This window comes from Nitratireductor sp. PBL-C9 (genome assembly GCF_050877045.1).
GTDB classification, from domain to species: Bacteria; Pseudomonadota; Alphaproteobacteria; order Rhizobiales; family Rhizobiaceae; genus Nitratireductor; species Nitratireductor aquimarinus.
In genome coordinates this window covers 154,496-166,900 of the sequence record NZ_JBPAXW010000006.1, presented here as the reverse complement: position 1 = coordinate 166,900, position 12,405 = coordinate 154,496, and the positions used below count along the sequence as shown (strand labels likewise).

Here is a 12,405-nt window from a genome sequence, read left to right as displayed (position 1 = left end):
ATCACAAGCTGTGCTATGCTTTGATGATCGCACGGGCGGGTCGAAAACGAGGAAACGATGCGATTCCAACGGATTCTGAAACTGGCGGCCACGGCCTTTCTGGGCTTTTCCGCCACGCTTGCATCGGCTGAGGCCGAGCCGCTGGCCAAGCAGCTTTTCGGCGCGAAAACACTTCCCGCCGCCACCCGCCCCGCCGTGCACGGGTTTTACTCAAAGGGTTGTTTCGCAGGCGGCGTGGCCATTGCGCCCGACGGGCCGAACTGGCAGGCCATGCGCCTTTCGCGCAACCGCCGCTGGGGGCACCCGGTCATGATCTCGGTGCTGGAAAAGCTCTCGCGCGAGGCGGCGCAGGATGGCTGGCGTGGTCTGCTCGTTGGCGACATCTCGCAGCCGCGGGGCGGCCCCATGCTCACCGGCCATGCCTCGCATCAGCTCGGGCTCGACGCCGATATCTGGTTCACCGAAATGCCGGCGAAGCGGATGACGGTGGCGGACCGTGAGCGCATCAGCGCCATCTCCATGCTCAAGAAGGGCTCGCTCTACGTTGACGACAAGAAGTGGACGAAGGGACATGAGGCCGTGTTGCGCCGCGCGGCGAGCTATCCGGAAGTCGAGCGCCTTCTGGTGCATCCCGGCATCAAGAAGAAGCTGTGCGACACGGTGCGTGGCGACCGTTCGTGGCTGAACAAGGTTCGCCCCTTCTGGGGCCATCACTATCATTTCCACGTTCGCATCGGCTGTCCCGCCGGGTCGCCGGGCTGCGAGCCGCAGAATCCGCCACCACGCAGTGAGGGGTGTGATGACACGCTGGCCTGGTGGTTCACCGACGAGCCGTGGAAGCCGGCCAAGGGACCTGCCAAGCCGAAGGCGCGCGATGTCATGACCATGGCCGCCCTGCCCTCGGCCTGTCGCGCCGTGCTTGCCGCACCCGACCCGGTATCCGAGGTTGCCGTGACCGTGACGGGCGCCGGCGGCGTTCCGCAGGCGGCGACGGCTGAACTGCCCGTGCTCGGCTATCAGGCAGAAAGCCCGGCCAGTATCCTCTCGGCCATGCCGTCGGCCAGCGTGCCGCGCCCGAGCAACAGGCCGGCATTCCAGTAGATTATCAGCGCCGGACAGGACCAGGCGCGCCGGTTTTTTGGCGTCGGCGCGCTTGCCTTCTGTCTTCAACCGATTTAATTGCGCTCTAAAGGCGTGTTTCAGAGCGGCATATCTGCGTCTGTTCTGCGATGCGCTGGCAATAAAAGGGTTGTGGGGCAACGCGATTGGCGGTTCCATGACCATAAGCATGCTGGGTGCGCCGCACGGCGGGTCCGGGAACCATGCGGGGAGCAGAGCTAGCGCCGTCAGCGCAACGTCCCGTCGCCGGAAACATTCATCGGCGCGTCATCGAGAATGGGGCAAAGACTGACAGGCGCGCCGCGTTCGGCCGCGCCTGAAACCTGAGTCTATGTCATGCATTTCAAGAACGAAAACGATACTGCGCTTCGATTTCCCATCCTGATCGGCGATATCGGCGGCACCAATGCACGGTTTGCCATTCTGGTGGATTCCAACGCCGAGCCGAAAACCTTTCCGGTGGTGCAGACCGCGGATTATGAAACCATCGATGAGGCGATCCAGAGCGCCATCCTCGACCGCACCTCCATTTTACCACAGTCTGCCGTTCTGGCCGTGGCCGGACCCGTCGATGGTGACGAGATTGATCTCACCAATTGCGACTGGGTCGTGCGCCCCCGCCAGATGATGGAGAAGATGGGGCTGGGCGACATCATCGTCATCAATGATTTCGAGGCGCAGGCGCTGGCCGTTGTGGCGCTCGACGACGAGCATCTGGAAATGGTGTGCCCGGGCGAGGCGGACCCGACGGGCAGCCGCGTTGTTCTGGGGCCGGGAACGGGCCTTGGCATGGCCGGGCTGGTTCATGCGCAGCACACCTGGTTTCCGGTGCCGGGCGAAGGCGGGCATGTGGATCTGGGGCCGCGCAGCGAGCGCGATCTCGAGATCTTCCCGCATCTGGAGCGCATCGAGGGACGTGTCGCAGCCGAGCAGATCCTTTGCGGGCGCGGCATGGTCAACCTTTACCGGGCGATTAGCGCCGCCGATGGCAAGCAGCCCGTTCATGAAACGCCGGCCGAGATCAGCAGCGCGGGGCTCGATGGATCGGACCCGGTCGCCGTTGAAACGCTCGATCTCTTCGTCACCTATCTTGGCCGCCTTGCCGGCGACATGGCGCTGATCTTCATGGCGCGGGGAGGGGTTTATCTGAGCGGCGGCATCGCCCAGAAGATCGTACCGACGCTCAAGAACGGCAATTTCCGCAGGGCCTTTGAGGACAAGGCGCCCCATAGCGCACTGGTGAAAGAGATCCCCGTCTATGTGATCACGCACCCGATGGCAGCACTTGTGGGCCTTGCCGCCTATGCCCGCACACCGGTGCGTTTCGGGGTCGAAACCCAGGGCCGGCGCTGGAAAGCAGACTGAAAAGACGCCGCCCTCGACCGGATTCACCGTTGCATGAGCGAGAGCGAACGGGCATAGCCTGTTGGCAAAGCTGCACTGGAGCGCCAAGCGCCCGTATGGACGCCTGAAAATGCTCCCACGCTTTGGATCGCCGTGTGTCCGTTTGGACGCACAAAGGACGATCGAAAGCCCGGTTGAACAGGAACGGACGTTTTGAAGCTTGGAAAAAACAAGACGGATGTCGGTGAGGTCCTTCCCGTCATTCGCCGCATTTTCGCGGAGAACGGCCGCGATTACATCGGACATTACCTGATCGCGATTGCCTGCATGCTGGCCATTGCCGGCACCACGGCCTTCAGCGCCTGGATCATGCGCGACATCATCGATGAGGTGTTCTATCGACAGCGCTGGGAGCTGGTCGGCTGGATCTGTGGCGCAATCGTCGCTGCCTTTGCGATCCGCGGCTTCGCGACCTACGGCCAGTCGGTCATGCTCGCCAAGATCGGCAACAACATCGTTGCACGCTATCAGCAGCGCATGTTCGACCATCTGATGCGGCTTGGCATCGACTATTTCACGACCACCCGCTCCGGCCAGCTCGCCGCCCAGATCAGCCAGAACGTGACGGGCATCCGCGATCTGCTCAACATGACGGTGGCCTCCATCGCGCGCGACATGGTCACGCTGATCGCGCTTGTGGCGGTGATGGTGATGCAGGATCCCCTGCTCTCGGTCATCGCGCTGGTGATCGGTCCGCCGCTCATCTATTCGGTGAACTATCTGATGCGCCGCCTGCGCCGCGTCACGCGCGAGGCGGTGGATGTGAACTCCCGCCTGCTGGGCGCAATGCAGGAATCGGTGCAGGGCATCGCCATCATCAAGGCTTTCACCATGGAGCAGCAGCTCTCGGACAAGATGTCCGGGCTGATCGCCTATGCCGAGGACCGCTCCAACAAGATCGCCCGCGTTTCCGAACGCCTCGGGCCGATCACCGAGCTTCTGGCCGGCCTGGCGATTGCCGGCGTGATCGGTTACGCGGCCTGGAGGGCTTCCGTCAGCGCGCAGCCGCCGGGCTCCGTGTTTGCCTTCATCACCGCCTTGCTTCTGGCCTATGATCCGGTGCGCAAGCTGGCGCGCGTGCAGGTCAATCTCGAGCGCGCGCTGGTCAATGCGCGCATGATCTACGAGATCCTCGACACCGAGCCGCAGCAGCGCGATGCGCCGGGGGCCGGCACGCTCGCGGTGGAAAAGGGCACGGTCACCTTCGACAAGGTGGCGTTCTCCTATGGCGACGATCTGCCGGTGCTGCATGGCATCAGCTTTGTCGCGAAGGCGGGCGAGACCACGGCCATTGTCGGCCCGTCGGGTGCGGGCAAGTCGACCCTCTTCGCCCTGTTGCAGCGCTTCTACGATCTGGATGGCGGCAGCATCGAGATCGACGGGCAGGACATCTCCACCGTTACCAAGAGCTCGCTGCGCAGCGCCATCGCCTATGTTTCGCAGCAGCCCTATCTGTTCGAGGGCACGATCCGCGACAACATCCGCTATGGCCGTCCCGATGCGACGGACGCAGAGGTGGAAGAAGCGGCAAAGCTGGCCTTCGCCGACGATTTCATCCGCCAGCAGGTTCAGGGCTATGACACGCTGGTGGGCGAGAATGGCGCAAACCTTTCCGGTGGCCAGCGCCAGCGCATCTCGATTGCCCGCGCCATCGTGCGCGACGCGCCGATCCTGCTTCTCGACGAGGCGACCTCCGCGCTCGACAATGAGTCTGAAGCGCGTGTGCAGCAGGCGCTGGAAGACATCATGGAAACCCGCACGACACTTGTGATCGCGCACCGGCTTTCCACCGTGGTCAATTCCGACCGCATCGTGGTGCTTGAGGAAGGGCAGCTGGTGGAAGAGGGCACGCATGAGAGCCTTGTGCGCCAACCGCACGGCATCTATGCACGCTTCCATCGCATGCAAAGCCAGAAGAGCGAGGATCTTCTCGCCAACACGACAGCAGACAATGGCGCGGCTGCGCCGCAGGAGAACTAGCATGACGGATATGGGGCTGGTGATCGTGGGAGCGGCAGGCCGCATGGGCCAGACGCTGATCCGCACCGTTCACGCCATGGATGGGGTGCGCGTCGCAGCCGCTGTCGAGCGCCCCGGCTCGTCTTTCCTCGGCAGGGACGCCGGTGAGCTGGCCGGCCTCGGCATCATCAATGTGCCGATCAGCGACGATCCGCTGGCGGCCTTCGCCAAGGCCGATGGCGTTCTGGACTTCACCTCGCCGGATTCCAGCGTTGAATTTGCCGGCTATGCAGCGCAGGCCCATATCGTTCATGTGATTGGCACGACCGGTTTCGAGCCGGAGCACGAAGCGAAGATCAAGGCAGCGTCGCACCACGCCACCATCGTGAAGTCGGGCAATATGAGCCTCGGTGTGAACCTGCTTGCGGTTCTGGTCGAGAAAGCCGCCCGCGCGCTGGAGGCTTCGGATTTCGATATCGAGGTTCTGGAGATGCACCACCGGCACAAGGTGGACGCGCCTTCCGGCACGGCGCTTCTGCTCGGCGAGGCGGCGGCGCGGGGCCGCGAGATCGCGCTGGCGGAAAAGAGCGTGCGCGTGCGCGACGGCCAGACCGGGCCGCGCGAGGAAGGCACGATCGGCTTTGCCACGCTGCGCGGCGGTTCCGTCGTTGGCGAGCACTCCGTCATTCTCGCCGGGACCGGCGAACGCATCACCCTTTCGCATCAGGCTGAAGATCGCGGCATCTTCGCCCATGGCGCGGCCAAGGCCGCCCTCTGGGCGCATGGCCGCAAGCCCGGCCTCTATTCCATGCTCGACGTTCTCGGGCTCAACTGAATCTTCCATTACGAAGCAACAAGGAACCCATCATGTCCGGTACCCTTATTCTCGTTCGTCACGGCCAGAGCGAATGGAACCTGAAGAACCTGTTCACCGGCTGGCGCGACCCGGGCCTGACCGAAAAGGGGCATGAAGAGGCGAAGGACGCCGGCCGCCGGCTGAAGGCGCGCGGCTTCAAGCCGGACATCGCCTACACCTCCGTTCTGTCGCGCGCACAGGTCACCAATGACCACATCCTCAGCGAGCTGGGGATGGAGGGGCTGGAGACCATTCGCGATCAGGCGCTCAACGAGCGCGACTATGGCGATCTGTCGGGTCTTAACAAGGACGACGCCCGCGCGAAATGGGGTGAGGAGCAGGTGCATGTCTGGCGCCGTTCCTACGACACCCCTCCTCCCGGCGGCGAAAGCCTGAAGGACACGGGCGCGCGCGTGTGGCCCTATTTCCTGCACGAGATCCTGCCGCATGTGCTGCGTGGCGAGACGGTTCTGGTGGCAGCGCATGGCAATTCGCTGCGCGCGCTGGTGATGGCGCTCGACGGCCTCTCCGGCGAAGAGATCCTGAAGGTGGAAATCGCGACCGGCGTTCCCATCGTCTACAAGCTCAACGCTGATTCGACGGTGGCCTCGAAGGAAGTTCTCGAGGATTGATCTGTTTCAGGGCGCCTTCGGGCGCCCTTTTCACGTTTTGGGCCCCCCGCAAACCCATGCGGCGGAACGCCCCATGTCATTTTCTTTACAAACATCAAAATCCGCGTTGACACGGAAGGGTTTGCCCCCTACATCGGCATCGCACACCTGCCCAGGTGGCGGAATTGGTAGACGCGCACGGTTCAGGTCCGTGTGCCGCGAGGCGTGGAGGTTCGAGTCCTCTCCTGGGCACCATCCCCTTCCCGACAAATGAATCCGGTTTTGTCAGCAGCGCTTGCTGCTGCCTGCGTATCAGCGCTTCGGGCGCGGTCCGGGCGGGTTATCGGGGACCAGCTCCTCAGCAATTTTCTGAACAATGTCAGTGGCGCGGTTGGGCACATTGCCCTGCCAGTCATCGAACGCCTCTTCCCTGTAGGTCACGGCAACGGCAATGGTCACGCGGCCTTCGGGTGAATGGCCCTGCGGCAGCGTGGCGACAGCCGATGCATTGCCGGCAAAGGATGGCGTCTGCATGACCCAGTCCCCGCGCAGCATCGCGCCAAGGCCGTAGCTGAAGGCGCTGTCCAGCGTGTGGCAGTTGGGGCAGCCCTCAAGCGGACTTCCAAAGCCGATCAGGCGCGGCTCGATCATGGCCTTGCGGGATTGCGGCTGCAGGAACCCGTCGATGCCGGTGATCGTGTCGAAGCTGCGGGCCATGTCGGAAATGCCCGTCGTTTGAACCGAGCCCTGCGCCAGTGTCCAGGAAGGATTCCAGTGGGTGGCGTCCTCCCAGACGCCGCGCTCGGCGGTGTAGGAGTGCACCACCGGTTCCGGGACAGACGGCGTGTCATGACCCTGCGTCTGCGAGAGATTGAGCGGATCGAGAACGTAGCGCTGCATCAGTGCGGCGAGCTTTTCGCCCGTGGCCGCCTCCATCACGCGCCCGAGGATGACATAGCCTGAATGGGAATAGTCCCAGTTCTCTCCGGGCGCAAAGCGACGGGGGGTGGACAGGCTGACATCGATCAGCTCTTCCGGGGTCCACTGTCGAAAAGGATCGGCATAGAAGGGTTCGAGAAATCCTTTCTCACTCGCCACGTGATCGGGGTAGCCCGCCGTCATGTTAAGCAGCATGCGGGGCGTCGCCGTGTCGGCGGCGGGCAGGTCGGGCATCCATTCTGCAATGGGGCGGTCGAGGTCGAAGCGCCCCTCCTCCGCAAGCCGCAGCGCCACTGCCGCAACATAGGTGAGCGCAACCGCGCCATTGCGAAAGTGCCCGTCCGTGGTGAGCGGCACGCCCGGCATCGCTTCGCCATGGGCAAGCGTGATGAGCGGCTCGCCATCAATCCGCACCTCCAGAAGAAGCGCGTTGAGCTTCATGGCGTCGAAGGCGTCGAGCGCGATCTTCTGCACGGCGTCTGCCCCTGGACCGGTTTCCTGTGCTGCAAGCGGCGTGGAAGCCAGGAGCAGGCCGGCAAGCCCTGTAAGGCCGACAAGCCTGCGGGTGGAGCGAAGAGTGCGCGGCGTGTCGGTCAAGGAAGCCTCCCTCAAGGGCATAGGCGAAGCAGAAAAGCCCGAGAACGGCCCATCCTGCGTCGCAATTTCATGCCGTGGCGGCAGCTGCCGCTACGTCGCCTCATTTCGCCGCTATGCGGCCGCTACGTCAACTCCAGGAAACTGATAATGCATAGGCGACTTTCCCGCGGCGCGATGATCGCGCCGGCAGCCGCTTTGTTCGTTGCGGTGTTGTCCGCACCGGCGTCAGCACAGTGCGGCAGCGCGTCATGGTACGCGCTTACGTCGAAGACGGCTTCAGGCGAGCGGATGAACCCGGCTGCGATGACCGCAGCGCACCGCACCCTGCCCTTCGGCACGAAACTGCGTGTAACCAACGAGCGCAATGGCCGCAGCGTGGTCGTGCGGATCAATGATCGCGGCCCCTTTGCGCGTGGCCGCATTCTCGATCTGTCAAAGGCTGCTGCAGCGAAGCTCGGCTTCATTCGCGCCGGCCACACCAGGGTCTGTCTGGAAAAGCGCTAGGGTCAGGCCCCAAGCTGGCAAGCGAGCCGGAAGGCGGGTTAGCTGCTCGCGCGCTGCAGTGTTTTCTGTTCGCCCGTATGGTGGAGATAGCCAAGCGTGGCGTCGGCATTGCAGGGACGCCCGAAGAGATAGCCCTGCCCGCCCGCGCAGCCAAACTGCGTGAGGCGCTCGGCCTGTGCCTCGGCTTCGATGCCTTCGGCAACCACCTCCATGCCAAGCCCCTCGCACATGGCGAGAATGGCGCGGATGATGTGTTCGGACGGCCGGTCTTCCAGGATCGAGGCGACGAAGGCGCGGTCGATCTTGAGCTTGTCGAAATGGAACTCGCGCAGCCGGCCAAGGCTCGACTGTCCGGTGCCGAAATCATCCAGCGAAACGCGAATGCCAACCCGCCGCAGATCCTCAACGATGCGCTGTGCGGATGCCGGGTCGTTCATCAGGCCCGTTTCGGTGATCTCGATCTCCAGCCGGCGCGGATCGAAGCCCGTCTGTTCGAGAATGGAGAGAATCTGCAGGCCGGTATTGTGATCGACCAGTTGAGACGGCGACAGGTTGAACGAGAGGAACAGATCCTCCGGCCAGTCGCGTGCGGCTTCCGTGGCCTTGCGCAGCACCAGCTGCGATAACGGGCCGATGATGCCGCGTTCTTCGGCGATGGGAATGAAGATGCCCGGCGAAACCGGTCCCAGATCCCGGTCGGTCCAGCGCGCCAGCGTCTCGAAGCCCACCGTGCGGCGGGTTTCCAGATCGACGATCGGCTGGAAATGCGGCTCCACCTCGCCGGCGGCGACCGCCCGGCGCAGGGCCTGCTCGATATGGGTTACGCGCTTGGCGGCCTCTTCCATCTCGCGGGTGTAGACCACGACTGCGCCGCGCCCCGTGCGCTTGGCCTGATAGAGCGCGGTTTCCGCCTTGTTGAGCAGAACCTCGCCTGTCTCTTCCTCGGAATAATAGAGGGAGCAGCCGGCAGACGCCGAAAGCCGCGCGGTGCGGTGGCCGACATCATAGGGGGCAGAGAGAATTTCGATCAGAAGCCGTGTCTTCTCGCGGGCGGCCTCCTCGCTGAAGACCAGTGGAAACAGAAAGGCGAATTCGTCTGCGCCGATGCGGGTGACCGTGGAGTGCGTATCCATCGCGGCGCGCAGCCGCATGGCCACCTGCTGCAGGATTTCATCGCCCGCGGCGCGGCCAAAAAGGTCGTTGATCGGCTTGAAGCCATCGAGATCCAGTACGCCGATGGCGAAAGGAGCGGGGTCGTCCGCGCGTTCCTCGATCAGCCGGTCGATCTTGTCGAAGAATCGGCGCATGTTTCCGAGGCCCGTCAACGCATCGGTGAAGGCAAAGTCGGACTGGTCCGCCGTTATCGTCCGTGCTTGTGCGGGCGCCGGCTGCATCGAAACTCCGTTATGCGGGCGATCTTGTTCTCGATGCGCCGAACAGTGGACGCAAAGTGTTTATGAATCGTATCCAATATAACGTTATCGTGAACAGTCTTTTGTTCATCGACGGCGCGGCGTGACGTCTGTGCGGCATCCACAGCTTGACAGAAGCATGCGCGGGCCGTCATCTGCCGCACAACAGTCCCCTCCGGAGCTCTTTCCATGTCCCTGAAAGTCGCGGTCCAGATGGACCATATCTCCACCATTTCGATTGCCGGCGACACCAGCTTCGCGCTCGCTCTGGAAGCGCAGAGGCGGGGCCATGCGCTCTGGCACTACACGCCGGATCGTCTCTCCATGGCCGATGGCAAGGTCATCGCCTGGGCCGAGACGCTTGAGGTGCGCGATGAGGAGGGCAACCACTTCACGCTCGGCGAGCCGCAGCGCACGGACCTTTCGGAGCTGGATGTGGTGCTTCTGCGCCAGGATCCGCCCTTCGACATGAATTACATCACCACGACGCATATTCTGGAGCGCATTCACCCGAAGACGCTCGTGGTCAATGATCCGGCCTGGGTGCGCAACAGCCCGGAAAAGATCTTCGTGACGGAATTCGCCGACCTGATGCCGGAAACGCTGATCACCCGCGATCCGCGCGAGGTCGATGATTTCCGCAGGAAGCATGGCGACATCATCGTCAAGCCGCTCTACGGCAATGGCGGCGCCGGTATCTTCCACCTCAAGGAGGGAGACCGCAATCTGGCCTCGCTTCTGGAAATGTTCATGGAAGCGTTCCGCGAGCCCTTCATCGTGCAGCGCTACCTGAAAGAGGTGCGTGGCGGCGACAAGCGCATCATCCTCATTGAGGGTGAGCCGGTTGGCGCCATCAACCGTGTGCCGGCCGAGCACGATTCGCGCTCCAACATGCATGTGGGCGGTCGCGCCGAACATGCGGAACTGACGGATCGCGAGCGCGAGATCTGCGAGCGCATCGGGCCGTCGCTGCGCGAGCGCGGTTTCACGCTGGTTGGTATCGATGTCATCGGCGACTGGCTGACGGAGATCAATGTGACCTCTCCGACGGGCCTCCGCGAGGTCAAGAAATTCGGCGGCGCGGATATTGCCGCACTGTTCTGGGATGCCGTCGAGGCGCGCTGCGCCGCAGTCTGAGCGCTGCATCATGCAGAAGGTTTAAGGGGCGGGCCGCGTTTGCGCTCGCCCCGATCTGTTCTCCCGGCACAACTCTCTGCAACCTGCCGACAACCTTTGCGCTAGGTTGTTCTCTCAATGTTCTTGATCTGATCGCCTGAAGCTGCTTCAATGCGGTTGCAAGGGGATTGGAACTCGTGTTCTGGCTGCAATGCCGGGCGTGCGCAGGGGGAGAGCACATGGTTTCGCATGTGAGCACTGTGGCATTTCAGGGCGTGGAGGCTGTGCCTGTCGAGGTGCAGGTGATGGTGGCTCCCGGCAAGATGGGGATGCAGATCGTCGGGCTGGCCGACAAGGCCGTCGCGGAAAGCCGGGAGCGGGTGCAGGCGGCGCTTCATGCGTCGGGCCTTTCCATGCCGCCCAAGAAGGTGACGATCAACCTCGCACCTGCGGACCTGCCCAAAGAGGGCAGCCATTACGATTTGCCGATTGCGCTGGGTCTCATGGCCGCTCTCGGCGCGATTCCCGGCGATTCATTAGCTGGCTATGTCGTGCTTGGAGAACTTTCTCTCGATGGCACGGTGGCGGCGGTGAACGGTGTTCTGCCGGCGGCCATCGGGGCGAATGCGATGGGGCGCGGCCTGATCTGCCCGCATGCCTGCGGCGCGGAGGCCGCGTGGGCCAGCGCGGATCTCGACATTCTCGCGCCGCGCAGCCTCATCGCGCTCGCCAATCATTTCAAGGGTAGCCAGGTGATGAGCCGCCCGGAGCCGGCTCTCGGGCCGCCGCCGGTCAGATTGCCGGATCTTGCCGACATCAAAGGGCAGGAGGGGGCCAAGCGGGTTCTGGAGGTGGCAGCCGCTGGCGGGCACAATCTTCTGATGAATGGTCCGCCCGGGGCAGGCAAGTCGATGCTGGCGCAGCGCCTGCCATCCATTCTGCCGCCCCTGTCTCCGCGCGAATTGCTGGAAGTCTCCATGATCGCTTCCATTGCCGGGGAACTGGCGGAGGGCAAACTCACTGATCAGCGTCCGTTTCGCGCGCCGCATCACTCGGCCTCAATGGCGGCCATCGTGGGCGGCGGATTGAAGGCGCGTCCCGGCGAGGCTTCGCTGGCGCATCACGGGGTTCTGTTTCTGGACGAGTTGCCGGAGTTTTCACCGCAGGTTCTGGATTCGCTGCGCCAGCCGCTGGAAACCGCCGAATGCGTGATCGCGCGCGCAAATCACCGGGTCAGCTATCCGGCGCGTATTCAGCTTGTTGCGGCCATGAACCCGTGCCGTTGCGGCATGGCCGGGGAGCCGGGGCATCGCTGCCGGCGCGGCCCGCGCTGCCAGACTGATTATCAGGCGCGCATTTCGGGGCCGCTGCTCGACCGTATCGATCTTCGGGTCGATGTTCCCGCCGTCTCCGCGAGCGATCTTATCGGCGGGGGCGGGCGTTCGGAGCCCAGTGCGGTGGTTGCGGAGCGCGTCAGCTGGGCACGCGCCATGCAACAGGAGCGATATACGGCGCTGGGCCTGCCTGCGTGGACGACCAATGCCTCCTGCTCGGCCGCAATGATCGAGGATGTGGTGACGCTTGATGCGCCATGCACGGCGCTCATTCGGGAGGCCAGCGAGAAGCTCGGCTTTTCCGCGCGCGCGTATCACCGGGTTCTCAAGGTCGCGCGCACGCTGGCCGATCTGGATGGCGCCGGCGATGTGACGCGAACCCATCTGGCCGAGGCAATCTCCTATCGCGTGGCCGGCACGGTGCGCGCAGAGGCGGCGTGACGCTCTGCCGTTTCGTTTGCCTGTCCGGTGTTCGATGAGGCGGTGCGGAGGCGCGTGGTGGCCGGTGGTTTGCCGGGTAATTGTCTTGACTGGCGGTGCATCGCGGGTGTGGG

General features: G+C 63.7%; 10 protein-coding genes and 1 tRNA gene. 9 read left to right on the top strand and 2 right to left on the bottom strand.

All coding sequences use genetic code 11. The features are described from left to right. Positions 1-57 precede the first annotated feature (57 nt). The 6 genes from mepA to ACRTG1_RS14275 all read left to right on the top strand — a co-directional run bounded on the left by mepA (position 58) and on the right by ACRTG1_RS14275 (position 6,204). Entirely contained in the window at positions 58-1,101 is a 1,044-nt protein-coding gene (gene mepA / locus ACRTG1_RS14300) for a penicillin-insensitive murein endopeptidase (RefSeq protein ID WP_206545546.1), read from the top strand. A gap of 354 nt (positions 1,102-1,455) precedes the next feature. Then, on the top strand, positions 1,456-2,484 hold the full coding sequence (locus ACRTG1_RS14295) for a glucokinase (RefSeq protein WP_206545545.1): 1,029 nt from the start codon (positions 1,456-1,458) through the stop codon (positions 2,482-2,484). Positions 2,485-2,676: 192 nt separating this feature from the next. Further along, positions 2,677-4,503 carry an ABC transporter ATP-binding protein gene (locus ACRTG1_RS14290; RefSeq protein ID WP_432516448.1) on the top strand — a complete coding sequence of 609 codons (1,827 nt, stop codon included), beginning with the start codon at positions 2,677-2,679 and terminating at the stop codon, positions 4,501-4,503. A 1-nt stretch (position 4,504) separates the two neighbouring features. Further along, positions 4,505-5,317 carry a 4-hydroxy-tetrahydrodipicolinate reductase gene (gene dapB / locus ACRTG1_RS14285; RefSeq protein ID WP_432516447.1) on the top strand — a complete coding sequence of 271 codons (813 nt, stop codon included), beginning with the start codon at positions 4,505-4,507 and terminating at the stop codon, positions 5,315-5,317. A 32-nt stretch (positions 5,318-5,349) separates the two neighbouring features. Beyond that, entirely contained in the window at positions 5,350-5,970 is a 621-nt protein-coding gene (locus ACRTG1_RS14280; RefSeq protein ID WP_113153662.1) for a 2,3-bisphosphoglycerate-dependent phosphoglycerate mutase, read from the top strand. Between the two features lie 149 nt (positions 5,971-6,119). Beyond that, a tRNA-Leu gene (locus ACRTG1_RS14275) sits at positions 6,120-6,204 on the top strand. Positions 6,205-6,261: 57 nt separating this feature from the next. Here ACRTG1_RS14275 and ACRTG1_RS14270 read toward each other — a convergent pair. Then, positions 6,262-7,485 carry a serine hydrolase domain-containing protein gene (locus tag ACRTG1_RS14270; protein ID WP_432516446.1) on the bottom strand — a complete coding sequence of 408 codons (1,224 nt, stop codon included), beginning with the start codon at positions 7,483-7,485 and terminating at the stop codon, positions 6,262-6,264. 147 nt (positions 7,486-7,632) lie between these two features. Between ACRTG1_RS14270 and ACRTG1_RS14265 the strand changes: the two genes are divergently transcribed. Continuing rightward, positions 7,633-7,989, top strand: a complete 357-nt coding sequence (locus tag ACRTG1_RS14265; protein WP_206545541.1) for a septal ring lytic transglycosylase RlpA family protein — start codon at positions 7,633-7,635, stop codon at positions 7,987-7,989. A 38-nt stretch (positions 7,990-8,027) separates the two neighbouring features. Here the strand turns inward: ACRTG1_RS14265 and ACRTG1_RS14260 are convergent, their stop codons facing one another. Then, on the bottom strand, positions 8,028-9,383 hold the full coding sequence (locus ACRTG1_RS14260; protein ID WP_113153665.1) for a putative bifunctional diguanylate cyclase/phosphodiesterase: 1,356 nt from the start codon (positions 9,381-9,383) through the stop codon (positions 8,028-8,030). Between the two features lie 207 nt (positions 9,384-9,590). Between ACRTG1_RS14260 and gshB the strand changes: the two genes are divergently transcribed. Together gshB and ACRTG1_RS14250 are read left to right on the top strand one after the other, a co-directional pair. Then, complete coding sequence (gshB, locus tag ACRTG1_RS14255; RefSeq protein WP_206549282.1) at positions 9,591-10,538, top strand: glutathione synthase; 948 nt, start codon at positions 9,591-9,593, stop codon at positions 10,536-10,538. Positions 10,539-10,756: 218 nt separating this feature from the next. After that, on the top strand, positions 10,757-12,292 hold the full coding sequence (locus ACRTG1_RS14250; protein ID WP_432516445.1) for a YifB family Mg chelatase-like AAA ATPase: 1,536 nt from the start codon (positions 10,757-10,759) through the stop codon (positions 12,290-12,292). The last annotated feature ends 113 nt before the right edge of the window (positions 12,293-12,405 follow it).